This window comes from Ochrobactrum sp. SFR4, assembly GCF_019730395.1.
In the GTDB taxonomy this organism is placed as follows: domain Bacteria; phylum Pseudomonadota; class Alphaproteobacteria; order Rhizobiales; family Rhizobiaceae; genus Pseudochrobactrum.
On the sequence record NZ_JAAPBB010000003.1, the window covers coordinates 352,917 to 378,244 of the forward strand.

The following is a 25,328-nucleotide window of genomic DNA, read 5'->3' on the forward strand; positions in this document are numbered from 1 at the left end:
TGCAATCTTTGATGGATAATACATGGAGAAAGATTGGAATTTTTTTATTATTGTTGAACCAATGCAAGGGCAGATATTTAAAATATCCTGCTGGACCGATTTGTCGGTGTTTTTACTATGCCACTGGCCGGTGAAATACGGAATATCCTATACTGTGGCAGTATGTACCCTGTCTCAAAATTATTACAAAAAATCCAATATTGAACTGATTATTAAACGCTTCATTGCTGCACTCAATGAAGCAAAAATTCCTTATTACTTTGAAACAGACAAGCGTATCGCTGATGCAATTGTATCCGCAGCACTTACGGGACTTTCAGCCACGACCATGAGCGATTAAGTCGCTGCTCCTCACGACAGAGGAATAGCAACCTCAGTACGGTTCCGGCCGTTTTGCTTTGCTTGATACAGAGCCTGATCTGCAGTTTTAATCAGATGACTGAAGTCAGGATGACCATTAAATGTGGAAACGCCAATCGATAATGTAATATTTTGCGATCCGCCATCCGGTAGCGAGAATTGCTGACCGGATATTTTCAGCCGCAGTTTTTCAGCAGTTTCAAAAGCAGTTTTTGTACTTGCCTCAATCAGCACGACAAGAAACTCTTCTCCGCCATAACGGAAGACAAAATCGCTGGCGCGCGAATGCGTGAAAATACTTTCTGCCACATGCTGCAGAATATGATCCCCGCCACCGTGACCGTAAGTGTCATTGATGCGCTTGAAATTGTCGATATCGACCATCATGACACTCAGCTCCATCCGGTTTTGCGAAGCCATTTTGACTTCCCGCGACAGGATAGAGGGCAGAAACCGTCTGTTCAGTGTGCGTGTCAGCGGATCCCGGCCGGTTTCCATTGCTGCGGCGACCTGAAAGAGTTCTGCCAGCAGAAATTTGATCTCTCCGGTTTTATTCTTAAAGGATTCAATCAGTTCTGTGAGGTTTTGATCCGCATCTTCACCGGCACCGGCAATTGCCGGCAACAATACGGTGTCGATATATTTCATATCCGCGCGTATATTTTCCAGAACCGGCGAACCATGAAAAATCATATCGCCTTTATGATGTAGCCACAGACCGAAGTCCGAACTTGAGAGTTGGGGCAGCACAGCTTCACGCCTGTTGCCGTAAAGACTGAACAGAACGGATTGGCTCCATTCCATAAGGCTGGCACGCTGGATTTCCCGCTCCAGAGTCACATCCTGACTCAGTGCAAAAGCACGATAGGCTTCATCAGTCTGGGCATCGCTTTTGGTATTGCTGACAAAAGCCTGGCTCATAAACTCAATAGCAATATTAATGGCATTACCGGCATAATCGGCCATCACAGCAAAGTCACCAAGACTGATTGTCTGACTTTGCAATTGATGGACAATCTCGTTTTTCAGCAGGCGCGCGCCCTGCATAACAACATGAATAGGGACCTGAATACGCGCATGAACCTCGCCGATCTTGCGTTGCTCGGCCACGAACACCGCAACATCCATGGTTCGCTCAACAAAAAGCCGGCGCAACCAGCCGCGCATCGAATGCTGCAAGCGGTCGTGAACCACATCCTGAGAGAGAAACGGACTTGCATCCGGATTTTGCAGCAACCGCTCGTAGAAAACACCAACCAGACGGTCTTTATCGGCCTCGATCAGACAGGCAAGTTGCTTTGCTAGATTATCAGGCAAGCTATGGATGAGGTGTACCCACTCGCTTTCAGATGGCGTCAGGCCGATATGAGGGGTACGGATATCATCGCCGGTTATCTCTGAGGACAGAGGAGGGATATTCATAACCGTCATAGCTTCATCGCTCATATGCTGGGGTGTATTTCAAAAAACCAAAACGCTGAACTGTTTTCGGTTTTTAAAATGCACATAAATTCTAAAAACTGAGCATTTCCAATAGGATTCTCTGACTGAAAATGCCTCACACCTTGTTAAAAAGTGTAGCAGGCGGGGGCGGTATGGAAGCGTTTATGCCGGTGCATATAAATTCCCTTGCCGCAACATATCTTCAAATGAAACATGCTGCGCTGCACAAAGATTATGGTCTGTCTGCTGCCAGACCGGTTTCATAACTATACCGGCCAAGCTCCGCCAATGATCCTCATTATTATGTCTCGTTGATGAATGATACGGTTAAATAGCTGTTTTTAAATGAATACTCTGTTCACAAATATATTACCGGCTTGTCTGCTCAAGAATTTATATGTAGACTGACCTACCTAATAACTAAAAAGAGAAATTATGTCTGCCTCTGCAAAGCCATCCAAAGCTCAATCTGTGCGAGATCGCCTGCTCGATGCGGCGGGTATCCTGTTTTATAATTACGGGATCAACGCAACCGGCATTGATATGATTACAGCTAAAGCAGGCGTTGCCAAAATGAGCCTGTATAATAATTTTGCGTCAAAATCCGAGCTGGTCGCCGCCTTTATTGAGATGAGGCATCAGGAATGGCTCGATTTATATGCTGCTCGTTTAGCAGCAGCAGCCAGCGCGAAAGAGCGTGTTATGGCAGTGTTTGATGCCTACAGAGATCACGCTGAATATGATTATGAGAACGGCTTTCGCGGGTGCGGATTGTTGAATGCCGCAGCTGAGCTCACCGTGGGCGATAAGGGCAGGGAGGCTGTGCGCCGCCACAAAGAAGAGGTGGAGCACCTCCTTGTTCAGCATCTGCAGAAATGGCGCACGAAAACAGGGGACATATTGACAGCGGAGCAGGTGGAAATGACCGCAGAACATCTGGCATTTCTGCTGGAGGGCTCATTCTCACGCGCCGGTCTTGAGGGAAACAGTAAGCGTGTTCAGCAAGCAAGATGTCTTGCAGAAAGTATTCTGGCCGGTTTATGAGCAATGTATCAGTTATCAAAACGGATAGTGCAGGGCTTGGCATTGTCTGCGTTTTAATCGCGTCCTTTCTGTGGGGCACGACCGGCACCGCGGCAACTTTTGCTCCTGAGGTCGGCCCCATGGCCATCGGTGCCGTTGCCATGGGGGTAGGCGGGCTTTTGCAAGCGCTGCTTGCTTTACGGGCTTTGAAACGCGACTACAGAAAATTACAGCAACAATGGCTTCTCGTCTTGTTCGGCGCGGTTTCTGTGGCCGTCTATCCGCTGGCCTTTTACTCGTCGATGTATCTTGCCGGTGTCACAGTCGGCACGGTTGTCACAATCGGTTCCGCACCTTTGTTCTCCGCACTGATTGAATGGGTGATTGATCGTAAAACCCTGAGCAAACAATGGATTTTCGGTGCGGCTCTGGGGCTTTCCGGCATTGTTCTGCTTTGCTTTTTCGGTGGCAGTGACCATCAGACAGCATCAGTTGCATTTTCTGCGGGAGCGACTGCGGCAGGCGTATTGCTGGGTCTTGTCGGCGGACTGACCTATGCTCTTTATGCATGGGCAGCGCACCGGTTGATGTGTAAAGGCATTTCCTCAAAAGCTGCCATGGGATCGATTTTCGGAGCAGGCGGCCTGTTGCTGATGCCGGTATTGCTGCTGACCGGCGGAGCACTGCTGGCATCATGGAATAATGCGCTTGTCGGTGCCTATATGGCTGTTATACCGATGTTCACCGGCTATGTCTTATTTGGCTATGCTCTGGCGCGTATTTCCGTCAGCACAGCGACGACAATAACGCTCACAGAACCTGTGATTGCCGCTTTGCTGGCCGTTGTAATCGTTGGTGAAAACCTATCGCTACTCGGATGGCTTGGCGCTTTGCTGGTGATATCCTGCCTTGTTATTCTCTCTGCTCCGAAGAAGGAGCAGGCGCGGTAAGTTCGTCAGGCAAGCGTTTTGAGATAGTCTTCAAAACGCTTGCCTTTTTCATCTCGGAATACTCGGTCTGTAAACTGAATGACTTCAATACGATCAGCGCGCAGATTACGGAAATCCATGCGACTCTCACACCAGACAGTCAGAAGCCAGACCTGCTCAAACATTGTCAGGCCAAGCGGGCGAACGCTTCGCTGACTGCGTTTATTCTCCAAGTCGCAATAGGTAATATTTAATACGGCTTTATCGCGTAAAGCAGTGCGCAGGATTGTAAGATGTCCGGATGCCTTGTCGTTCTCAGAGCTTTGTCTTGCAACAGCACGTAATGGCAGACGCGTATAGGCTTCACCTTTATCGTAACCAATAGCAGCACTGATTTTGGCCGAGACACGACGGGCAGCTGCAGCCAGTGCTTCATCGCCGCGGGAAGCGATCAGGCGGGTTCCGAGCATCAAAACATCCAGTTCATCAGGATCGAAATGAAGAGGGGGCAGAAAATAACCCTTCTCCAGCTGATAGCCAATGCCGGCCTCTCCGCGCAAGGGCGCTCCCATAGCCTGCAAAGTCGCCATATCGCGATAGATTGTGCGGACTGAAACCTGCAGTTCCTGTGCCAGCATTTCTGCTGAAACCGGCCCTGTTCGGCCCCGTAAATGATCGAGGAGAGCAAAAAGGCGAAGTGTACGCATGGAGTATCTATACAGCATCCTGACAGAAACTGTCAGGAGAATTATTGTATGCAACGCTCCTCAAACAAGGAGTTAATGCAATGCAATCAGTTAAAAACCAGACATCCCTTCAGGCAAAAATATCCGGTCTCGAATTGGGGCGTTTTCGTCTTAAAAACGGTGTCAATGAAGCGGATATGCACACTGCCTATGAATTGATGATTGCAAGCCATTTGTCCAAACAGAATGGCTGGTGCAGCCAGCATCTGGTAAAGCTTGGCGATGGTGCTTTTCTTGATATTGCTTTTGCGCTGACTGAGGACCATGCAAAGGCAATTTGTGCAAGCTGGCGCAATCAACCCGTTTGCGATGCTTTTCTGGCACTGATTGAGCCTGAGAGTATGGAATTCGGAACAATTCTATAAAACTTGTCCGGTTTCAACGATCTCTGGCGAACAGATCAGGATTGCGATAATGCAAGCAAATATGCAGGTAGTTTCTTACTGACCTGCAATATCCCGATCAGTTGCCCGTTGCTATTGAAATCCAGATTGATTTCCTCGTTCGTTTCGCGCGGATCACAACAACATGTAAAGCGTGACGGCTGTTTCATTCTCATCAGATTTGAGCTGAATATAAGGCATCAGCAGGCGCATCATATGTCATCTTCATGATCGCGCCCTGACCGGCTTTAAACATAGGAAAACCAGCAGTTTCACTCCATTTGCAGAGCAAATTCATTCATCAGTTTTTCAAAATCTTCAAACGGCGGAAAAGCTTCATAATGGTGTAGTGCCGGTGTCTGTGCCCAAGGCAGCTTCTCTTTTGTCATGGTCTCCAGAAAAGGTACAAACCAGCTATGGTCATCAAACAGCGATGGCCGGACGTTGAGGAAGGCATCAATGCCTTCAATGCGCGTGAACATCCATGTCATGCAATAAGCGCAGAAATAATGGTGCTGTTGCGGGCCATGCAGACCACCGATCACCGGCTTACCCTCCGTGACTTTAAAGCCGGAAGAGGGGATCATCGCCGTTAAGGAAAATGCACTGCTGCTCATTGTCTGACACCCTGTGCAATGACAGGCGGCAGTCATGATTGGGGCGGCGCTGACCTCAATTCTGACTTTTCCGCAGCGGCATTGTCCGTTCAAAGGCAGTCGGGGTGTTTTCATCACTGATATCCTTATAAAATTGGTATCTCATTGATTTTATAAATCATATTCTTCATCAGCTGCCGCGCTTCAGACCATGTGCTATGAGCCGGTCGAGAATCTGAGTATAGCTGACACCGCTTACAGCCATTACTTTCGAATACATGCTGATATCGGTAAAGCCCGGAATCGTATTAATTTCATTGAGAATGATGCGCATATCATCCGTCACAAAAAAATCCACGCGCGCCATCGCATCACAACCTGTAGCACGGAACGCTTTTTTCGCCATCTCACGGATCTGCGTTTCAACAGATGACGGCAAATCGGCCGGCACTTTTAAAGCCGCACCGTTTTCGTCTGTATATTTCGCATCATAGCTGTAGAAACCGTGGCTTTCAGCCGGCGTGATTTCGCCGCAACGAGAAACGAAAAGCGTACCATCGGCATCCTCAAGCACAGCACATTCAATTTCTCGGCCACGGATAAATTCTTCTGCGAGAAGTTTATTGTCATGCTGGAAACCTTCATCCAGCGCCAGTCTGTAGTCTGCCGGTGTTGTAACCTTACTCACACCCACGGATGAGCCTTGCCGTGCAGGCTTCACGAAAAAGGGCAGGCCGAGCGCGTTCTCAACCACTGCAAATTCCGGTACATTTCCCGAATGGAGTGTCACAGCATGTGCAACAGGAACTGCAGCTTCTCGGTTAACGCGTTTGGTCATGTCCTTATCAAGTGCGACAGCAGAACCGAGAATACCACAGCCAATCAGCGGAACGCAGGCAACTTCAGCCAATCCCTGTACCGCACCATCTTCACCATGAAGCCCGTGCAAAACAGGAAATAAAGCATCAATTTTCGGCAATTCATGAAGCCCGTTATGTGCATCAACACCGATAATCCGCCCGTAACCGCCGGAAACAAGGCAAATTTCAGTACCGGAGGAGGGCTTTGCCAATTGCCCCTGCTCAAAGGTGCTGAGTAACCATTGTCCTTCGCGGGTCACAAAAACCGGTACAGTTTCGTATTTATTGGCATCCAGCGCCTGCATCACATTGGTAGCAGAAAGCACCGAAACATCATGCTCCGGTGAGCGGCCGCCAAACAGCACAGCAATACGCAATTTACTTTGTTTTCCGGTCATGACACCATCCGTAATATCAATATTTTCAATAAGATGCGGGAGATAATGAATATCGTTTTTCAGCCAGATCATTTTCCGGAAATCCGGCCATATTAAGTTTCATAGATGCACAATCTTGAAAGCCGCGGCTTTTGAGTTTTTATGGTAAATAAAGACTGTATTCCGAATGAGGTTGAGGTGAACCACATGCAAAAACAAGCAGCAATTCTCGAGCGCACAGAATGGGCCGAAAAGCCTGATGTTTGGCACGGAGAGTTTGAAGGAAAGCATTTTGGTACGAATGTATCAGTGATGTTTTATACGACCGAGCATATCGGGCGCGGGCCAAGACTGCATAAACATCCTTATGATGAGATCTTTATCATACGTCAGGGCCGCGCTTTGTTCACAGTCGGTGACCGGCAGTTTGAGGCTGTAGCGGGACAGATCATCTTCGGACCAGCCAACATTCCGCATAAATATGTCAATCTCGGCCCGCATAGTCTGGAGATGACGGATATTCATGTTACCGACAAGTTTGAACAGGAAAATCTGGACTGATCCGAGACGGTCAGGCGGCTCACTGCCAATTGGTCAAAGCCATGCATTTAAATCACATAAGATAGATTATGGAACTAATTGTGATATGGAAGAACGGCAGACACCACATCTGCCGTCCTGTAATCCTTGGATTTTAAGGCTTAAACCTTACGGGCAATATATAAATGGCCAGGAACCGGCTTACCTTGTTCGCTGCGCACAGTGATATCCGTCACGCGCAGCATTTTAATGCCATGGCTCAGCAGCAGCTTTTCAACATAATCCCGCTTGTGCGCAAAACGCTGATGCGGCCCGACGGTATAATCACGGCCGGCAAAATCCTTGTCAGCCAGCGTTTCGCTTGAAAATGCGAAAATGCCATTGCGGTTCAAATTCAGCGGGATTTTCGAGAAAAACGACTCCAGCTCACCCATATATGGCAGCACATCCGTAGCGATAATAATATCCCATGCCGGTGCGGTTGTCTGGTCAAGGAAGTTCACAACTTCGCCGACATAGAGCGCATTATAATCGCCTTTTTCATCCGCAATCGCGATCATGTTTTCAGCAATATCAACGCCGGTGCGATGCTCGGTCATTTCGAACAAGGCATCCGCACCAAGACCGGTGCCACAGCCCAGATCGAGCATACGGGCATAATGTGCATCAGGATCAATTTCTTCCAGCTGGTCGGCCAGCTGCAGCGGCACATCATAACCCAGCTCGTCTACGAGGATCGTGTCAAACATCTCTGCATGCTGATCGAACAAAGTGGCGACATAGGCCGGAGGCGCGCTCACAGGCACAGCGCCTCGTCCCATACTGGCCAGTCTTACAGCAGCGCCGCCATGGTCTGCCGGATCAATCTCCAGCGCCTTTTGATAGGCTTTTGCGGCACCGTCAAAATCACCGGATTTTTCCAGTTTCAGCGCTTCATTATAGGCTTGTTCCAGCGCGTCTTCATCAAATATCGGCGTCTCAGACATGTTTTATAACTTTCTGTATTCAGGAATATGCTGCACAAATACCGGAACTGTTGCGCTGCTTATACTTTGATCCGGTGGAGTCATTTCACATCACACCCTCAAGGGAGATTATCATGAACAGTACAACAGATAAAATCAAAGGCCTTGCTAACGAAGCCGCCGGTAATGTCAAGCAGGCAGTTGGCAAGGCTACCGGTTCTGCAAAACTCGAGGCAGAGGGTCGTGCACAGGAGCTGAAAGGTGAAGCCCAGCAGGCTAAAGGCAAAGCCAAAGATACAATCAAAAAATTCGTCGATAAAGCCTGATGAATGCGCATAAATTATAAAGATATATCATAATCTTAAAGAGAAGAGGGTGATGCACCCTCTTCTCTTATTCTGTCAAAGTCCCTGCTCTGCCTGACTGTTTTCAAGCGCATCCGCCTGTGCCGCATATCTTCTGGCAAGCACAGCACAAGCCATGAGCTGTATCTGATGAAAAATCATCAGTGGTAGTACAATTCCGCCCACCATCGCAGCCGGAAAGATCACGCTGGCCATTGGTGCGCCGCTGGCAAGGCTCTTTTTAGATCCGCAAAAAATGATTGTAATCCGGTCTGCACGCGAGAAGCCGAGTATTTTAGCAATGAAGCCGGTAAACCACAGAATGAAGGCCAGCAAACCGATATTCACGGCAATCATAATCGCCAGATCATGACCGGAAACTTCCGTCCACAATCCCTGTACCATCGCTTCACTGAAAGCGAGATAAACGACCATCACGATAGAGCCGCGATCGACAAGCCCCAGCGCTTTATTATGACGGCGTATAAAATGCCCGATCCATGGCTGCAAAATCTGTCCGGCAACAAAAGGAACCAGCAATTGCAGCAGGATGGACTCTAATGCATCAAGCGAAATGCCCGCCTCACCTTGCGTTGTGAACAGCAATCCGACCAGCAGCGGTGTCAGAAACATGCCGAGAATATTTGATGCGGAAGCGGAAACAATCGCGGCAGGTACATTGCCTTTGGCGATGGAAGTGAAAGCGATGGATGACTGAACCGTTGATGGCAGGACGCAGAGAAACAGAATTCCCGCATAGAATGCTGAATTTGCGAAACCCGGAATAGCCCAGCCAAGCGAAAGCCCGATCAGCGGAAATACAACAAAAGTAACGGCCAGTACGACAAGATGCAGCCGCCAGTGCACAATGCCCTGCACAACGGCTTGCTGCGATAATCTTGCCCCATGCAAAAAGAACAGCAATCCGATTGCAAATTTCGTCGCCAGTCCGAACCAGTAAGCAGCCTCACCTTTGACGGGTAAGAGCGAAGCGACCAGAATAGCCAGAATGAGAGTCGAGATAAATTTATCGGGAAGAAAACGCATATATCCAACTCATTTCTGTATTCTGAATCTGATGTAATAGATTAAAATAATGGTGTATATCATTATAATTAAATGATTTTATGACAGATATAATTTTTGCTTTGCATCATCGGCATGATGCAAAGTAAATATCTTTCAGACGATCTTAATCCGCATATCCGTTCGGATTTTTTGACTGCCAGTTCCACATATCGGCGCACATTTCACGCAGATTCTTCTTGGCGCTCCAGCCAAGCAGTTCTTTGGCATGAGCAGGGTCCGCATAGCAGGCAGCAACATCACCGGGACGGCGCGGTGCAATTTCATAACGGATTTGCTGGTTGGAAACATGCTCAAAGGCTTTGATAACATCCAGCACGCTATAGCCCTCGCCTGTGCCGAGATTGATGGCCATGCATTTTGGTTCATCAAGCTTTGCCAGTGCTTTGAGATGCCCTTCGGCAAGATCGGTCACATGGATATAATCGCGCACACCGGTACCGTCCGGTGTCGGATAGTCATTGCCCCAGATGCTCAGTTTTTCGCGGCGGCCGGTGGCAACCTGCGCAATAATCGGCATCAGATTATTCGGAATGCCCTTCGGGTCCTCACCGATCAGCCCGCTTTCATGAGCGCCGACAGGGTTGAAATAGCGCAGAATAGCAATGCTCCACTCAGGATCACTATTATAGAGATCGCGCAGCATTTCCTCGATCATCTGCTTGGTGCGGCCATAAGGATTGGTCGCGGATAATGGATGGTTTTCATCCAGCGGCAGTCGTTGCGGATCACCATAAACAGTAGCAGAGGAAGAAAAGACCAGCTTTTTCACACCGGTACTGCGCATGGCCTGCAGCAGGCGCAAAGTGCCGAGCATATTGCAGTCGTAATAATAAAGCGGCTTCTGGGTCGATTCCCCGACAGCTTTCAAACCGGCAAAATGGATCACCGATGTGCATTGATAGGTCTGAATGACTTTCTGGAGAAATTCGCGGTCACGGATATCACCGGTTTCGCGTTTCGGCGTTCTTCCGGTGATCTGCTCAATACGCTGAAAAACCTCCGGATGGCTGTTGTCGAAATTATCAACCACGACCACATCATGGCCGGTTTCAAGCAGGCGTACGCAGGTATGCGAGCCAATATAGCCGGCACCGCCGGTTACCAGAATTGTCATTCGTCTCTCGCTGATTTGTTTACAGACGGTTTTCTTGTGCCCGATTTTATGGCACCAGTAGGTTTAAATTGCCATATCATAAACCGGAATTATTTCCGGTCGCCGTTCAGACAGGAACCAGACATGCAGCCTTCCCGTGATATTCAAACCCTTTTAGACATTATGGTGGCACTGCGTGATCCGGATACCGGCTGCCCGTGGGATGTGGAGCAGGATTTCAGCACTATCGCGCCTTACACGCTTGAAGAAGCCTATGAAGTCATTGATGCCATTGAGCGCGATGATATGGATGATCTGCGCGAAGAACTCGGAGATCTGCTGCTGCAAGTGGTGTTCCACTCCCGTATTTCCGAAGAAAAAGGCGGCTTCCATTTCGGAAATGTTGTTGAGGCTGTCACCACTAAAATGATCCGCCGCCATCCGCATGTCTTTGGCGATGACGAGGCGCGCTCGGCTGGTATGGCCAAAGGTTCATGGAACCGCATCAAACAGATTGAAAAAGATGAGCGCATTGCCCGCCGCACCGCGCTTGGTCTTGAAACCACTGAGAAAAAAGGCTTTCTCGATGACGTACCTACTTATCTGCCGGCATTAGTCAGTGCGCTGAAATATCAACAGAAAGCGGCACGCGTCGGTTTTGACTGGGCGGAAGCAGCGCCTATTCTGGATAAGGTTGCGGAAGAAACGCAGGAACTGCGTCAGGCTATGGACAATCAGGACAAGGCCAATATTGCTGAAGAATATGGTGATCTGCTGTTCGCCATGGTCAATCTCGGGCGCCATCTTGAACTGGAGCCGGAAATGGCACTGCGCGCAGCCAATGAGAAATTCAAACGCCGCTTTCACTTCATTGAAGACGCACTGAACAGTAACAGCCATTCGCTGGAAGCAGCCACTCTCGATGAGATGGAAACACTCTGGAATAAAGCGAAACAGGCCGGAAAGTAAGATTTACAGTTCTCCGGCCTGCCCGCAGATTATGGAACAGATTATTCGCCCCATTTGGGGCGGAACATCTGATAAACCGTGTCGGTTGTAGCGAAATCCATATAGCCAAGACGGGTTACCGGTCTGGATTTGCTGATATCAATCAGACCATCGGTGAGAATAGCCTCATCAATATGCACACCGACAACCTCACCGATCACCATATAAGAATCTGTCGGCTGACCATCCCTGCCCTGTAACTGTCTTATATCTACGGCAACGCATTCCAGCGATGCATAGGCCTCCGCAACACGCGGCGCAGCAATCTGCTCACAGGAAGCCGCCGTTAAACCCGCATAGTCGAACTCGCTGGCACCGCGCGGCGCATTGACGGATGTTGCATTCATCTGTTTTGCCAGATGCTCACCAACCATATTGGCAGTAAATTCCCGTGTTTCTTCAATGAAAGCCACACTATCCTTGTAACCTGACGAACTGAACATCAGCAAAGGCGGAGTATCGCAAATCATATTGAAAAAGGAATAGGGGGCAAGGTTCAACGCCCCCTCTTTCGAGCGCGTACCGATCCATCCGATCGGACGCGGTGCAATAATGGCTTTGAGCGGATTATGCGGCAGGTCATGCCCGTTTTGCGGCTCATAAAACATCAAATTACTCTGCTCTTCTGTTTCGGCATGCCCGTTCAGCCCTGATATGGCCCGCTATAGTCAGAAACAATTGCCTGCAAATCAGGGCGCGGACGATCCGGCGCCGGAGCTTTAGGTGTACCTAAATGCACAAAACCGGCTACTTTTTCATGTGGCGCAACTCCGAGCAGGCGCTTGCCCTCCTCATCATCAGAATACCAGTTGGTAATCCAGTTGCTGCCATAGCCCAATGCATTGGCAGCATTGCAAAGCTGCATCGCCGCAGCACCTGATGACAGGAACTGCTCCCATTCAGGAATGCGGTCTGTATCACGCGGGCTGCAAATAATACCAATAACAAGCGGCGCACGGGAAAAGCGCTTCAGCTCTTTTTCACGATGGCTGTCAGAGAACTCTTCATTATTCTCCGCTGCGCGCTGTGCCGCACGCTCTGCCAGCATTTCACCGATCTGGACACGGGCATCGCCGCGATAAATGATAAAACGCCACGGATTGAGCTTACCGTGATCCGGTACACGGGAAGCAATGGTCAGGATCTGCGCCAGCTCATCTGCCGAAGGTGCAGGCTCAATCAGGCCGACAATCGGTGTGGAACTGCGGGTTTTCAAAAAATCAATGAGATCTGACACGTTTTTTCCTGTCTGTTCTGTTCGATTCCGTCATTATGACCGTCTTTATTGCCAATTCTGCTCTGCAATGACAGAGCGCATATGCAGTAATATGTGTTTATAATGCAAACGGGCGATATTTTGCTGGGCGCAGCCTTGAAAATGCCTTTACACTGCGGTCAAACAATAAAGACTTGAGACTTTGAAATTCAAATGAGTACCGGCTTATGAAATTCAGCCCTGTTCTGCACGCCAGAAACTTATCAGCCAATAACACACGGCGTGTAAAACAATGCCGCAATCTCTGCGCTTTTGCATTGGTTTCGACGGGTCTGATTATCAGTGATTCAGCCTTAGCTCAGGCACTGCCTCAACCGCAGGACGGTTTTTCCATGCGCGTTGTGCCGGGCGCGCAATTCGACAAGCTGCAATTACCTAAAATTTCAGTACCGGAAGGCGGTACGCCGGACAACACACCGCCGACCGGTGCAATTATGTCGCCTGCAGCTCCGGCAGCAGGCATCACACCTTATGCAGATCCCCGCAGCCCGCAGAATTCACCGCTGGTCAATCAGAATGAGTTGCTGCTGGAAGCGCAGCTGACACCGGACGGCCCTGCCCTGAGCCAGGGGCTGGTATGGCGTGTATTCTCACCGGAGCCGAATGATGAAGACAAACTGCCGCTGATTGCAACAGCAACGGGCGGAACTGCCAGCTTTTCACTGCCGGAAGGCAGCTATCTCGTCCATGTCAGCTTTGGCCGCGCCGGAGCAACCAAGCGTATTACCGTGCGCAATGCCAGCCGCCATGAAAAGCTGATCCTTGATGCAGGCGGTCTGAAGCTCAGCGCCAAACTGCCGGACGGCAAGGAAATTTCTGATAAGTTCCTGCGTTTTTCTATTTATGAGAATGATGATGAAGGCAACGAACGTTCACTGATCGTACCGAATATCAAGCCGGACACGGTGGTGCGCCTGAATAGCGGCACCTATCACGTGGTTTCCAGCTACGGCAATGCCAATGCCACAATCCGCGCCGAGATTGTGGTCAGCGCCGGCAAACTGACCGAGGCAACCGTTGAGCATAATGCGGCGGAAGTCACCCTGAAATTGCTGCGCGATGTCGGCGGTGAAGCACTTGCCGATACATCATGGAATATCGTCAACACCAATGGCGATATCGTTTTTGAAAGCGTGAGCGCTTATGCGTCGCTGGTGCTGGCTGCCGGTGATTATATCGCTGTGGCCAAAAACAAAGATCGCCTCTATCAGCGTGAATTTACCGTGGAATCCGGTAAAAACGAAGATGTCGACGTATTTGCCAAAGCAGAGAATGAAGTCGACAGCGATCAGGTTGATTAAAGCATTTCCGGCAAATAGGGGAACCGATCCGACGTCAGGAAATGCGTAGAAACAAAGAGACAGAACATTAAAGTCAGTTTAAAACTGATTTCAAACAGTAATAAAAAATCCTGCAATCATGTGATTGCAGGATTTTTATTTATATCAATATGTTGATTAAATTTGTTAATGTAGCAAGTTCAATCAAATACCCGCGCCCTGACTGAATCCCTGACCTTCATGGGTCAGTGTATTCACGAAGCGGCGTGTACGGTCTTCCTTAGGTGAACGGAAGATGGCCTGCGCGGTACCGCGCTCAACAATCACACCATTATCGATAAACAATACATCCTCCGCAATTCTCGATGCCAGCCGCAAATCGTGAGTCACCATAATCATTGTAGTGCCTTCTTTGGCCAGCTGCGCCAGCACATCGACCACCTCGCCGGACAATTCCGGATCAAGTGCCGAAGTCGGCTCGTCGCAGAGCAGAATTTTAGGCGACGGAGCCAGTGCACGGGCGATGGCGACACGCTGTTGCTGACCACCGGAGAGGGTTGCAGGCCATGCATCGGCCTTCTGCGACAGGCCGACCTTTTCAAGCAGCTGTTTTGCCCGCTCCCTCGCCTTCTCCTTCGGCCATTTCTGAACTGTAATCAGACCTTCAGTGATGTTCTCGGTGACTGTGCGATGCGGAAACAGCTGAAAATTCTGAAAGACCATGCCGGAATGACGGCGGATCAGGTGAATTTCTTTCTGGCTGACTTTGCGGTCAGGAGAAAAACTCAGTCTGTCACCCGCAATTTCAATATCACCGGAAGTAGGCACTTCCAGCAGATTGAGACAGCGCAGCAGCGTGCTTTTACCGGCACCGGACGGCCCGATAAAGGCTGTCACACTGCCCTCGGCAATCGACAGGGAGATATTGTCGAGCACGGTATGGTTGCCGAATTTTTTTACGATATTTTTGAGTTCGATCATCATGAACGGACCTCCAGAAAGCCGCCATAACGCTTCAGACGTGCTTCCAGACGGGTTTGCAGATAAGACAGCACAGAGCTGAGTGCCAGATAAAGGAGCGCGGCTTCCACATAAAGGATCAACGGCTCATAGGTAACGGCAACGATACGCTGCGCCACCTGAAACATTTCAGGCACGGTAATTGCGGCGGCCAGAGATGTGTCCTTGACCAGAGAAATAAAGCTGTTGGACAGTGGCGGCACGGCATTGGGTGCAGCTTGCGGCAGGATCGTTCGGCGCATTGCCTGCCCCCAGCTCATTCCCGTTGCATAGGCCGCTTCCCACTGTCCTTTCGGCACCGCGACAATCACACCGCGGAAAATTTCAGAGGAATAAGCGCCGATGCTCAGTGTAAAGCCGATCAGAGCAGCCGGAAATGCATCCAGTGTGACGCCGAGGCTCGGCAAGCCATAAAATATCAGGAAGAGCTGTACCAACAGCGGCGTGCCACGGATCAGCCAGACATAAAAATTGACAATTGCTGCTATAGGACGCGGTGCAAACAGCCTTATGAGAGCTACAAAAAGCCCGAGCGTTGTACCGAAAAAAAATGACAATAATGTCAGTGGAATAGTGAATATCAGAGCCGCCCACAACAGCGGCCCCAAAGATTCAAGCATAAGTGATAAAACGTCAGACATTGAATGCGTCCCCGTCATAATTGTTTCCCCTCAGACGGAATTGCTGAGGTTGAAAATGGTTGCTGCCCCGCTGCCTGCGCAACGGAAAACCGGCGATAATATATCGCCGGTATCAAAGTTCCGGGAGGAAAACTTATTTAGAGACGTCTGCTCCGAAATATTTTTCGGAGATTTTGGCATAAGTGCCGTCGCTTTTGATCTGCTCAAGCGCTTTATTGACTTCAGCAAGCAAATCTTCCTCGCCTTTGCGCAGCAACACGCCGGAGCGATCAGCATTTTCAAGTTCGGCAGCGACTTCCAGCGGCACATCAGGCTTCTGCTTTTTGAAGTCGAGGAAAGACAGGCTGGCATTCACTGTTGCTTCTGCACGGCCGCTCAGAACCAGCTGAACCGACTGGTCAAAGCCGTCATTGGCAACGATTTCCGCACCATATTCACGAGCAATTTTACCGTAATTGCTGCTCAGCGACTGTGCGGCTTTACGACCCTTCAGATCTTCAAATTTTTTGATATCCGTATTACCGGTTTTAACAATCAGCACGGCTTTTGAAGCGATATAAGGCTCGGAGAAATTGTATTTTTTCTGGCGTTCCGGCGTGATGCCAACCTGATTGATCACTGCATCATAGCGGTTGGCATCGAGACCGGCGATCAGGCCATCCCATTTGCCTTCAAGGAATTTGGCTTCAACGCCAAGGCGCTTGGCAATTTCCTGACCGATTTCAACGTCAAAACCGACCAGCTTGCCGTCTTTGTCATGATAGGTGAACGGCGCGTAAGTGCCTTCTGTACCAATCTTCAGAACGCCTTCCGCTTTGATGCGGTCCAGAGCAGCATCAGCGAAAGACTGGCTGGTCATAACGCCCGAAGCCAGAACGGCTGTCTGCAACACACCAACTGCAAGAATAGACTTAAACCAGCTCATATACCTTGTCCTTTTAAACGCACCTTTTCACTGAAAAGGTTATTTCATATTATAAAAAACCTTCCGTCCGGAGCTGCGGTGCTGCAGTCCGTGTTGCGAATAAGATGTCACGGCCACTCGAAGCATCACAGATATAATTCCACGTCCTGCAATTTATTATGCAAAAATAAATTCCTAATTTTGTCTCATTGTAGAATTTTATGCCAGTCAAAATCTTCAAGCCCTAAGAATGAAAAAACACATTCTACAGAAACGCTTATTCTCCCCTCTAATTTTCTGAATAATGCATGAACCGGTGTTTTGTTGCCTGAAGGACGAAGATTTTTGCTCAAATCAGACTATATTGCAGAAAATCATTCATCCAGGCTTCATATTTGCGTCGCTATAAGAAGCTGTCACTTGTCTGAAGTTCCTTTTAATACTGCCCTCAGGAATTTTTCTCATGTCCGCAGAAACTACCCCGACAAACCGTATCCGTATTGCTGCTGCAATTCTGATGGCTCCGGACAACCGGATCTTGCTGGTACGTAAGGCGGGCACGACCGCATTCATGCAGGCAGGCGGCAAGATTGAAAACGGAGAAACACCGGTCGCGGCACTACAACGCGAACTAAGTGAAGAACTGGGGCTGACTGTTAATCAGGATCAGGCGCATTATCTGGGAGCTTTCTCGGCTCCGGCTGCGAATGAACCGGGCTTTACGGTTGAAGCTGAGATATTTCGCATTGCTCTCACCCAGCCGGTCGCCAAGGCTGCAGAAATTGAGGAAATTGTCTGGGTTGACCCGCTGCAAAAAGTGGAACTGCCGCTGGCACCTTTGACAGAGAATTATTTACTGCCGTTATGCAAGAAATTTATACCTGTCGCAAAACGATAACCAGATTGCCTGCTTTTAGCCTAAAAACATCCGTAATTCGTTGAAATATAGCATTTAAACCGATTTCATCATCAGGAGAAACTATGACACATCGTAAAACAGCCGCCCTTTTCGCTTCAGCATTTCTTGCGGTTTCTTTTGCCAGTGCGCTTTCGCAACCGGCCTTTGCACAGGAGAAAAATGTGTCAGAAAAACAGCAGGCATTTATTGTCATCACCGGTGAAGGTGAAGTTCAGACCGCTCCGGATATGGCTATTCTCGACCTGACCGTATTGCGCGAAGCTAAAACTGCCCGCGAAGCCATGACCAGCAATAATAAGGCAATGTCTCAGGTACTGGCTGCCATGAAAGAAGCCGGTATTGAAGACCGCGATTTGCAGACTTCCGGCGTGAATATTCAGCCGACCTACACCTATCCGAGCGACAAAAACGGCCTGAAAGCACCAAAAATCATCGGCTATAACGTAACCAACGGTCTGACCGTGCGTGTGCGTGATCTCGATAAAGTCGGCGACCTGCTGGATAAGTCCATTGATCTCGGCGTCAACCAGAGCGGCGGCCTGCGCTTCGTCAATGATGATCCGTCAAAAGTCCTGATGGATGCCCGTAAAAAAGCCATGGAGAATGCCATGGAAAAGGCAAAAACCCTGACAGAAACTGCCGGTGCAAAGCTCGGTCGCGTGCTTGAAATCACTGAATATAGCAACAATCCGCGCCCGATGCCGATGGCACGCACCAAGATGATAGCAATGGCTGCAGAACCCTCGGCTGATTCAGTGCCTATGTCAGCCGGTGAAAACAGCTACAATGTAAATGTGACCGTGAAATTCGAAATCACACAATAAGAACCGGTCATGGAATAATCAGAACCCTGCCCTTGCGGCAGGGTTTTTTATTATGCGGCGGGGAGTTGCGGAAGAAAATCGCGCCGCGTCACTGCACATGATCAAGAAAATAGGCAAACTCTGTATTTTCCACATTTTACGTCCTGTTTTCATGGAAAAACTGAATATGCGGCCCTTCATTATGATGTTTGTGCTGATGTTCCTGTGATGTCCGGTGCTCTATGAAAACAAAGCTTATTCGGCTTTGTCGTAGGAGAACTGGATACCGGCGGTACCGCCGGTCTGGATAAACAGATCCATAAATTGCGGAACTGTTTCCTTGCGTTGCCAGTCGCGCTGCAATTCGCAGAACAGCTGCACCACGCTGATCATCTTACCGCCCGCCTGTTCTATACGCCGCAATGCAGCTTCATGCGCCTGCACCGAAGTGCCGCCAACGGCATCGGCCACGACATAGACTTCATAGCCTTCAGCAAGCGCATCAATCGCCGGAAATGTCAGGCAGGCCTCTGTCCAGAGCGCCGTCATAATCAGTTTTTTGCGTCCGGCCTGCTCTACCGCCTTACGGAACTCGACATCTTCCCAGGAATTGATCGTGGTACGGTCAATCGTCGGAATCCCTTCAAGCACCTTGCGGATTTGCGGAATAGGAGGCTTATTGAGACCGGTTTTTACATTCACGGTCGAATGAATAACCGGCAAATCATAAACGCGTGCAGCTCTGGATGCGCCAACGATATGATTGATGAGCAATTGCCTGTCCATGGAGGCAATGGAGTTCACCTGCACAGGTTGATAATCAATGATGATAAAGGCTGAGTTTTTCGGGCTGAGCAGCCTGTCTTTTACAGGGTCACGAATGGGTTCGCTTGTCATTGCATAGTCTCCTCCAACACAGGGAAAACAATTCCGTATCGTCACGATCCGTAAGCATAAAAGCCTCGATCTATGAAAAATTCTGATTTTATTTCAATCAGATAAGACGATATTTACTTACGGATAACGCAATATGCCGACTGTTGTTTTCTGAAAAACAACAGTGCCGTGAATAGTAACATCGGGCATTATATTAGAAAAGTCTTAAGCAATGAAACGCAGCATTCTGTATTTGCAACGATGCAAAACCTGAACGACTTGTTCACTTTTGTCCAAGTGGTATTGCATGGCGGCTATGCTGCTGCGGCACGGATAACGGGTTTGCAAAAATCGACCTTAAGCAGGCACATTGCCAATCTGGAAGATTTTCTGCAGGCAACCCTCATTTACAGATCAAGCCGCCGTTTTGCACTCACAGAGGTCGGAGCGGAATATTACCGGCAATGTCTTGTTGTGCTCGAAAATTCTGAAGCAGCAATAGGTGGTCTGGATATCGCATCATTGCCGCTCTGGGCTGTTGGTGATGATATAAAAACGGGACAGCTGATACAAATACGTCCCGATTACCGGCTCTATGAACCGGTAATTCATGCTGTTTACCCTGCAACCAAAGCGCGGGCACCCAATATTCGTGCCTTTGTCAGTTATTTGTCAAAGGTGCTGAGCCTGCCTAACCAATAAAAGCTGTCTTATTGTTTCTTCAGGTTCTGATCCTGCTGACCATAGGCGCGCTTGGCTTCAATCAGCAGATCTTTTTTGGTGTCACTCGCAAAATTCAGCACCCGCTCAACTGTAGCATCGCCGAGCTTCAGCACATCTACATCCAGATAATTACCGGAACCTGCGGTTAGTTTGGCGACAATCATTTCAGGATTGCCGTCGCCGGTTATATCCGCGAAACTGACACGCGGCTTACCATTATCGTCAAAAACAGCACCGTCACGTGCAAAGATTCCACCACCGAGATAGTCAATCAGCCCATCATCCTTGTAAAGCGCAACAGTATAACTGCCGATAGATGCCGGTTCCAGATCGCCTTCTGAAATCACTGCAATCCGTTTATCAGGCAGTGGTATCATAACGGCATTTCTGGCGGATGCAGGCGCAATCAACAGTGTTGAGATCAATGCTGTGGCTAAAATCTGCTTTGAGTATTGCATTGTTTTTCCCGGATCTCTTTGAAAAATCACTCAATGAATTTTCCAACGATGCCCCCACAATTAGACTTTCCTGTGATGCAAATCTACAAAGCGTCACTGTTTGAGCGCCGCCCTTTCCTCTTCTGCAGACAGCGGTGCACCGGCCTGAATTGACTGTAAATAAATATCGACAGTTTCCTGTGCTGAGGCAGGGATATAATTTTGCGTATCCTGTTGTGAAGCCAGCGCAAAACGCAATTTCCAATCCTCCTGCTCAAGACAAGACACAGCCACATAGCCGGACTGTCCCGCATTGTTCAGACGAAACTCACGGCAGAGATGATTTTCCCCGTCACGGAAACTGGCAATCACCTGCATTGAGGCATTCTGTTCAGCCAGATTGACAGTCTCACCGGAAGCAGACTTGTGCAATTGCAGCTGCACGGCAGATGCTGTGAGCGAAGCAAGCCCTGCGCCTTCAGGTTGCGTATTTTGCAAGCCGCTCTGCCCCATGAAATAACCGCTGAAACCGGTAACCGCGGCCAGCAAAACAGCTGCAGCGGCTGCCGGCCAGTTGGCTGCAAAAAGCGGTTTAAGCGGCTTTGCACGAAACGGAACAATGACATTCTCGCGCTCTGCATCCGCTGAAACCGGCTCTGCCACCTCAACAGTTTTCTGCTGCTTTTCCTGTTCATGGCGTGCAACCATGCCCTGTACGGCGGCCATTAATACATCCGGCACAGGCTCATCCAGCATCGGCCGCAAAGCGTCCTGTGCTGCAACGCGGGTTTCCATAAACAGTGCAACACGTGCAATCAGGGCATCGTCATGCTCCATAGCTGCTTCAATGCGCGCCGTTGTCTGTTCATCCAGCTCGCCATCGGCAAAGGCCATCAGCTCTTCATCGCTGAAATCTTTATGCGGTTGGGATTGTGTCATTGATTACCGCCTTTCACAGGGGATAAACGCATGGGATCCTTGTCTATTCCCGTTCGTTCAGCAAGATTTTTCCGTGCTCTCGCCAGTCTGCTCATCACAGTACCTATCGGTATCTCAAGCAGCTCCGCAGTTTCTTTATAGGAAAGCTCTTCCACGCAGACCATAAGCAGCACCTCGCGCTGCTCGTCAGGCAAATGCCCGATTGCTTCCGACACATTTTGCAGGGTCATACGGGCAATAGCCGCATCTTCACCTGATGGTGTGCTGATATCTTCATGATTGGCAATATCATCGCTGATACCGGCAGTTTTCTGCCTGCGTAATGTATCAATCCAGATATTGCGCAGGATGCGGAACATCCATGCATCAAAGCGCGTGCCGGGCTGAAAACTGTGCTCTGCAGCCAGTGCTTTTTCACAGGCAGCCTGCACCAGATCGTCCGCTAACTCGCGGGAGCGGCACAAAGCGATAGCAAAACGGCGTAAATTCGGTAAAAAACCTATTAAACGCTGTGAAAAACTTAGTCCGTCATCTGTCATAAGAGGATTCTGTCCGAAAAATCGAATAAAACACCGAGCCATACGTTCTGCATTTGGGCAATCTTACGATCAAGCCCATCAACAGAAAACTGGAACAGATCAATGTTAAATTGTCTATACAGACATACCGGCAGGCTTCTCCGCTCTGCCAGTCTTTTATTTGTTGCGACGGGTATTGTAACAACTGCTCCGTCGCTGATGCTTTCCGCTGAGTTCTCTGTCGTCAGTGCCGCTTATGCAGATGATGATGACGGCGATGATGGTGGCAGTGGTGATGACGGGGGTGCTGGCAATAGCGGGCGCTCCGGCAGTGACGGCGGCAAACGCTTTCGCGGGCCGCAGACGCTGATGGACTATCTGGACAACCGCCGCCAGATACAGACGCCCAGAACCCGCAGCACGGCAAAAAAACGTCAGCAGGCGGCACCTGTTTACGAGCCCCGCAGGCTTGTGGCACTCGGTCTCAGCGATGAGAATATTGCACAATTGCAGCAACAGGGTTTCTCTGTGGCTGACAGAGTGGAAATGCGCCTGACAGGAGCACAGCTCACGCGCCTGCAAATACCTGCAAAAATGTCATTGCAAACTGCACGCCAGCGAGTATCCGCACTCGTGCCGGATGCGGTGGTTGATTTCAACCATTATTACCAGCCGGAACAGACAACCGCTCCGGAAACAGAAACAAAACCGGCTCCCGCAGCTTGCAACGGCACAGACTGCACGCTGATGCGTGATCTGATCGGCTGGGATCAGCCGCAAGCCGGTGCAGCAACCTGCACCACCCTTCCAAAGATCGGTCTGATTGATACGGCTGTTAATCCCGATCATGAATCGCTCAAACAGGCGCGTCTGGAAATCATCCGCCTCAGCGATGATGAACTGCCGCAATCAGGCACACAGCATGGTACAGCCGTTGCTGCTCTGCTTGTCGGGGCTGAAAACAGCCGTGCACCGGGCTTACTTCCGCAGGCAGAACTGATTGCAGTGGATGTGTTTCACGGCACCAAAGGCGATAATAACCGTGCCACAACCTATGACCTGATCCGCGCAATTGATCTTCTGGCGGCAAAACAGGTGCCGCTCATCAATATGAGCCTTTCAGGACCGGATAATTTATTGCTGCAAAAGGCCGTTGAGGCGGCGGCACAGCGTAAAATTACACTGGTTGCAGCTGCGGGTAATGAAGGTCCTCATGCCAAACCGGTTTATCCTGCCGCCTATCAGAATGTGATTGCGGTAACAGCGGTTGACCGCAACGGCAATCCGTACAGACGCGCTGTGCGTGGCGAGCATATTGATCTGGCCGCACCGGGTGTCGGCGTCTGGACAGCAGCCTCCGTATCCGGCGCACGGCAAAAGACCGGCACATCTTTTGCAGCACCATTTGTCACTGCCGCAGCAGCAAGGCTGAAAGCTGAAAAGCCCGATCTGGATAACCGGCAGATTGCGGAAGAGCTAAGCCGTCAGGCCAAAGATATGGGAAAACCAGGTCATGACCCTGTCTTCGGCTGGGGGCTGATTAATGCGCAGTCTCTTTGTAGCAGCTAGAGCGCCGTGCGCCCCATTGGCGCACAAAGGTCACTCTAACGCTTTAAAATTATGCTCTGATAAAAATTAAGCCCTGAAACTGATGTTTCAGGGCTTATAATTAAGGCGCTTGTTTTGTTCAGGCAGCCATCCGATGGTTCATCATCATACCGATCATCACCATGCGTACGGCATCTTCCGAGGCATGTGCCAATAATTTAGGGGCGGCATCAATCGCATCCTCCAGTGAGCAGGGGCGGCTCAGGATAGATGCAAAAGCATCAATACCGTGATCAAGATTGAGGCGTACGCCCTTCCCGATTGTACCCGCCAGCGCGATCACCGGAGTACCGCGTTTTTTGGCGCGTAAGGCCACTTCTGCAGGGACTTTACCGAATGGTGTCTGCCCGTCCAGACTGCCTTCGGCAGTAATCACCAGATCAGCATCCGTCAGATAACGGTCAAGATCGAGATATTGCATAACGATCTCATAACGCGGATGCAGCTTGCCGCAGAGCAGACCCAGCACAGCAGCACCCAAGCCGCCGGAGGCCCCTGCCCCTTGCGCAGAACCGACATCTATACCGGTCGCCAGACCGATGTGATGCGCATAATTTTCCATAGCATGTGCCAGTATTTCCACCTGCTCCGGCGTAGCGCCTTTCTGCGGGCCAAAAACACGAGCCACACCACGCTCTCCCAGCAACATATTATGCCAGTTCACAGCCGCATCAATCTGCACAGTTTCAAGACGCGGATCGCGATTACTGATATCAATTGCGGCAAGTTTTCCGAGAGCAGCGCCACCGGCATCAAGCACGCGCCCTGTACTGTCGAGCAGTTTAATGCCGAGCGCCTGCGCCATACCTGCACCGCCGTCATTAATACCGCTGTCACCGCAGCCCAGCAGAATGCGCTCGGCACCGGCATCCAGTGCGGCTTTGACCAATTCGCCCACACCATAACTGGTGGTCAGGCATGGGTTGCGCTGGTCACGGGGCACGAGGCTCAGCCCTGCGGCCGAGGCCATTTCCAGAACGGCCGTGCGCTTGGCGTCACCATTGGCACCGCGTGTGCCCAGAAATCCGAAATGTGCCTGCACCGGCTGACCGACCGGACCGGTCACCATCACCTCATGCAATGTACCTTGCGTGGCATTAATCAGCGCTTTGGTAAAACCTTCGCCGCCGTCTGCCATCGGCGCTTTAATAATATGTGCATTCGGCACAGCCCGTCGAATGCCTTTCTCAATCGCATCTGCAGCTTCATCCGCGGACAGGCTTTCTTTGAAACCTGATGGGGCAACCAGAACAGTGATAGACATTGTGACAGTTTCCTTTGCAAATTGTGACAATTGAATTGCAAGGGAAGAACGGCGGCTGATGCGGTTTATTCCGCAAAATTTTATTTATTTTCAAAAAACATAAAAAAAGCCCCGATTTTCATCGGGGCTATGTAACTCTTTGAATTATTTCAGGCTCATACCCTGTATCGGCCATATCAGCAAGGCGAATATCATCAGCAAGGCAATGAATGGCACGATCAGCCAGAGTGCCAGCCGCAGCAAGTCCCGCTGGTTGAAAGGTTGCGGATCGGCTGTGCCGAACAATGTGACAGGCTTTGCGGAAACCAGCAGTGTCTGGCAAAATCCGCTGGCCAGTGTAACCACAAGAATAAGCGGCGTGACT

General features: G+C 49.9%; 29 protein-coding genes and 1 pseudogene. 12 read left to right on the forward strand and 18 right to left on the reverse strand.

The window, feature by feature from the left end; all coding sequences use genetic code 11:
* Positions 1-22 precede the first annotated feature (22 nt).
* The gene (locus tag HBA93_RS05745) at positions 23-340 is read left to right on the forward strand and encodes a hypothetical protein (protein ID WP_221722620.1); all 318 of its coding nucleotides are present in this window, start codon (positions 23-25) and stop codon (positions 338-340) included.
* An 11-nt stretch (positions 341-351) separates the two neighbouring features.
* Here HBA93_RS05745 and HBA93_RS05750 read toward each other — a convergent pair whose 3' ends face one another.
* Positions 352-1,782 carry a GGDEF domain-containing protein gene (locus tag HBA93_RS05750; protein WP_221722621.1) on the reverse strand — a complete coding sequence of 477 codons (1,431 nt, stop codon included), beginning with the start codon at positions 1,780-1,782 and terminating at the stop codon, positions 352-354.
* Positions 1,783-2,238: 456 nt separating this feature from the next.
* Between HBA93_RS05750 and HBA93_RS05755 the strand changes: the two genes are divergently transcribed.
* Positions 2,239-2,847 (forward strand): TetR/AcrR family transcriptional regulator, encoded by a 609-nt coding sequence (locus HBA93_RS05755; protein WP_221722622.1) that lies wholly within the window; start codon positions 2,239-2,241, stop codon positions 2,845-2,847.
* Positions 2,844-3,776 carry a DMT family transporter gene (locus tag HBA93_RS05760; protein ID WP_221722623.1) on the forward strand — a complete coding sequence of 311 codons (933 nt, stop codon included), beginning with the start codon at positions 2,844-2,846 and terminating at the stop codon, positions 3,774-3,776. Before HBA93_RS05755 ends, HBA93_RS05760 begins: the two co-directional genes overlap by 4 nt.
* 5 nt (positions 3,777-3,781) lie before the next feature.
* On the opposite strand, the gene HBA93_RS05765 is transcribed toward HBA93_RS05760, so the two are convergent.
* Entirely contained in the window at positions 3,782-4,462 is a 681-nt protein-coding gene (locus tag HBA93_RS05765) for a helix-turn-helix transcriptional regulator (protein WP_221722624.1), read from the reverse strand.
* Between the two features lie 80 nt (positions 4,463-4,542).
* On the opposite strand from HBA93_RS05765, the gene HBA93_RS05770 reads away from it, so the two are divergent.
* Positions 4,543-4,866, forward strand: a complete 324-nt coding sequence (locus HBA93_RS05770) for a hypothetical protein (protein ID WP_162994472.1) — start codon at positions 4,543-4,545, stop codon at positions 4,864-4,866.
* Between the two features lie 290 nt (positions 4,867-5,156).
* Here the strand turns inward: HBA93_RS05770 and HBA93_RS05775 are convergent, their stop codons facing one another.
* Together HBA93_RS05775 and HBA93_RS05780 are read right to left on the reverse strand one after the other, a co-directional pair.
* A complete protein-coding gene (locus HBA93_RS05775; RefSeq protein ID WP_121992489.1) occupies positions 5,157-5,615 on the reverse strand; it encodes a GFA family protein in 459 nt (152 codons plus the stop codon).
* Positions 5,616-5,670: 55 nt separating this feature from the next.
* The gene (locus tag HBA93_RS05780) at positions 5,671-6,738 is read right to left on the reverse strand and encodes a D-alanine--D-alanine ligase family protein (protein ID WP_221722656.1); all 1,068 of its coding nucleotides are present in this window, start codon (positions 6,736-6,738) and stop codon (positions 5,671-5,673) included.
* Positions 6,739-6,924: 186 nt separating this feature from the next.
* Here HBA93_RS05780 and HBA93_RS05785 point away from each other — a divergent pair, with 186 nt between their 5' ends.
* Positions 6,925-7,278 carry a cupin domain-containing protein gene (locus HBA93_RS05785; protein WP_221719579.1) on the forward strand — a complete coding sequence of 118 codons (354 nt, stop codon included), beginning with the start codon at positions 6,925-6,927 and terminating at the stop codon, positions 7,276-7,278.
* Between the two features lie 140 nt (positions 7,279-7,418).
* Here the strand turns inward: HBA93_RS05785 and HBA93_RS05790 are convergent, their stop codons facing one another.
* Positions 7,419-8,243, reverse strand: coding sequence for a methyltransferase domain-containing protein (locus HBA93_RS05790; RefSeq protein WP_122095004.1), 825 nt, complete (start codon positions 8,241-8,243; stop codon positions 7,419-7,421).
* 113 nt (positions 8,244-8,356) lie between these two features.
* Here HBA93_RS05790 and HBA93_RS05795 point away from each other — a divergent pair, with 113 nt between their 5' ends.
* Entirely contained in the window at positions 8,357-8,548 is a 192-nt protein-coding gene (locus HBA93_RS05795) for a CsbD family protein (protein ID WP_075655140.1), read from the forward strand.
* A gap of 75 nt (positions 8,549-8,623) precedes the next feature.
* On the opposite strand, the gene HBA93_RS05800 is transcribed toward HBA93_RS05795, so the two are convergent.
* Positions 8,624-9,613, reverse strand: a complete 990-nt coding sequence (locus tag HBA93_RS05800) for a bile acid:sodium symporter family protein (protein ID WP_121992486.1) — start codon at positions 9,611-9,613, stop codon at positions 8,624-8,626.
* 145 nt (positions 9,614-9,758) lie between these two features.
* Positions 9,759-10,769, reverse strand: a complete 1,011-nt coding sequence (gene galE / locus HBA93_RS05805; RefSeq protein WP_221722625.1) for a UDP-glucose 4-epimerase GalE — start codon at positions 10,767-10,769, stop codon at positions 9,759-9,761.
* 123 nt (positions 10,770-10,892) lie between these two features.
* On the opposite strand from galE, the gene mazG reads away from it, so the two are divergent.
* The gene (gene mazG / locus HBA93_RS05810; RefSeq protein ID WP_221722626.1) at positions 10,893-11,717 is read left to right on the forward strand and encodes a nucleoside triphosphate pyrophosphohydrolase; all 825 of its coding nucleotides are present in this window, start codon (positions 10,893-10,895) and stop codon (positions 11,715-11,717) included.
* A 41-nt stretch (positions 11,718-11,758) separates the two neighbouring features.
* Here mazG and HBA93_RS05815 read toward each other — a convergent pair whose 3' ends face one another.
* Both HBA93_RS05815 and HBA93_RS05820 read right to left on the reverse strand, forming a co-directional pair.
* A complete protein-coding gene (locus HBA93_RS05815) occupies positions 11,759-12,364 on the reverse strand; it encodes a flavin reductase family protein (RefSeq protein ID WP_221722657.1) in 606 nt (201 codons plus the stop codon).
* A gap of 35 nt (positions 12,365-12,399) precedes the next feature.
* The gene (locus HBA93_RS05820) at positions 12,400-12,993 is read right to left on the reverse strand and encodes a nitroreductase family protein (RefSeq protein WP_121992482.1); all 594 of its coding nucleotides are present in this window, start codon (positions 12,991-12,993) and stop codon (positions 12,400-12,402) included.
* A 371-nt stretch (positions 12,994-13,364) separates the two neighbouring features.
* Here HBA93_RS05820 and HBA93_RS05825 point away from each other — a divergent pair, with 371 nt between their 5' ends.
* On the forward strand, positions 13,365-14,333 hold the full coding sequence (locus HBA93_RS05825) for an RgsD C-terminal domain-containing protein (RefSeq protein ID WP_502910050.1): 969 nt from the start codon (positions 13,365-13,367) through the stop codon (positions 14,331-14,333).
* Positions 14,334-14,516: 183 nt separating this feature from the next.
* Here HBA93_RS05825 and HBA93_RS05830 read toward each other — a convergent pair whose 3' ends face one another.
* The 3 genes from HBA93_RS05830 to HBA93_RS05840 all read right to left on the reverse strand — a co-directional run bounded on the left by HBA93_RS05830 (position 14,517) and on the right by HBA93_RS05840 (position 16,898).
* Positions 14,517-15,293 (reverse strand): amino acid ABC transporter ATP-binding protein, encoded by a 777-nt coding sequence (locus HBA93_RS05830; protein WP_122095042.1) that lies wholly within the window; start codon positions 15,291-15,293, stop codon positions 14,517-14,519.
* Positions 15,293-15,973, reverse strand: a complete 681-nt coding sequence (locus HBA93_RS05835) for an amino acid ABC transporter permease (RefSeq protein ID WP_121992480.1) — start codon at positions 15,971-15,973, stop codon at positions 15,293-15,295. Before HBA93_RS05835 ends, HBA93_RS05830 begins: the two co-directional genes overlap by 1 nt.
* Before the next feature lie 133 nt (positions 15,974-16,106).
* On the reverse strand, positions 16,107-16,898 hold the full coding sequence (locus tag HBA93_RS05840) for an amino acid ABC transporter substrate-binding protein (RefSeq protein ID WP_221722627.1): 792 nt from the start codon (positions 16,896-16,898) through the stop codon (positions 16,107-16,109).
* 442 nt (positions 16,899-17,340) lie between these two features.
* Between HBA93_RS05840 and HBA93_RS05845 the strand changes: the two genes are divergently transcribed.
* Complete coding sequence (locus tag HBA93_RS05845) at positions 17,341-17,775, forward strand: NUDIX hydrolase (RefSeq protein WP_221722628.1); 435 nt, start codon at positions 17,341-17,343, stop codon at positions 17,773-17,775.
* An 83-nt stretch (positions 17,776-17,858) separates the two neighbouring features.
* Positions 17,859-18,620 carry an SIMPL domain-containing protein gene (locus HBA93_RS05850; RefSeq protein WP_122095020.1) on the forward strand — a complete coding sequence of 254 codons (762 nt, stop codon included), beginning with the start codon at positions 17,859-17,861 and terminating at the stop codon, positions 18,618-18,620.
* 234 nt (positions 18,621-18,854) lie between these two features.
* Here HBA93_RS05850 and HBA93_RS05855 read toward each other — a convergent pair whose 3' ends face one another.
* Complete coding sequence (locus tag HBA93_RS05855) at positions 18,855-19,496, reverse strand: hydrolase (RefSeq protein WP_221722629.1); 642 nt, start codon at positions 19,494-19,496, stop codon at positions 18,855-18,857.
* A gap of 258 nt (positions 19,497-19,754) precedes the next feature.
* On the opposite strand from HBA93_RS05855, the gene HBA93_RS05860 reads away from it, so the two are divergent.
* A complete protein-coding gene (locus HBA93_RS05860; protein WP_286201764.1) occupies positions 19,755-20,177 on the forward strand; it encodes a LysR family transcriptional regulator in 423 nt (140 codons plus the stop codon).
* An 8-nt stretch (positions 20,178-20,185) separates the two neighbouring features.
* On the opposite strand, the gene HBA93_RS05865 is transcribed toward HBA93_RS05860, so the two are convergent.
* The 3 genes from HBA93_RS05865 to HBA93_RS05875 form a co-directional block, all read right to left on the reverse strand.
* Positions 20,186-20,656, reverse strand: coding sequence for a PliI family lysozyme inhibitor of I-type lysozyme (locus HBA93_RS05865; protein ID WP_121992474.1), 471 nt, complete (start codon positions 20,654-20,656; stop codon positions 20,186-20,188).
* A 93-nt stretch (positions 20,657-20,749) separates the two neighbouring features.
* The gene (locus HBA93_RS05870) at positions 20,750-21,574 is read right to left on the reverse strand and encodes an anti-sigma factor family protein (protein ID WP_221722631.1); all 825 of its coding nucleotides are present in this window, start codon (positions 21,572-21,574) and stop codon (positions 20,750-20,752) included.
* Positions 21,571-22,113, reverse strand: a complete 543-nt coding sequence (locus HBA93_RS05875; protein ID WP_022711802.1) for an RNA polymerase sigma factor — start codon at positions 22,111-22,113, stop codon at positions 21,571-21,573. The genes HBA93_RS05870 and HBA93_RS05875 overlap by 4 nt, the downstream gene beginning before the upstream one ends.
* 102 nt (positions 22,114-22,215) lie before the next feature.
* Between HBA93_RS05875 and HBA93_RS05880 the strand changes: the two genes are divergently transcribed.
* Complete coding sequence (locus tag HBA93_RS05880) at positions 22,216-23,661, forward strand: S8 family serine peptidase (RefSeq protein WP_221722632.1); 1,446 nt, start codon at positions 22,216-22,218, stop codon at positions 23,659-23,661.
* A 118-nt stretch (positions 23,662-23,779) separates the two neighbouring features.
* On the opposite strand, the gene HBA93_RS05885 is transcribed toward HBA93_RS05880, so the two are convergent.
* Entirely contained in the window at positions 23,780-24,964 is a 1,185-nt protein-coding gene (locus HBA93_RS05885) for a glycerate kinase family protein (protein WP_221722633.1), read from the reverse strand.
* Between the two features lie 144 nt (positions 24,965-25,108).
* Positions 25,109-25,328, reverse strand: a pseudogene (locus HBA93_RS05890) (SLC13 family permease); the annotation flags it as partial.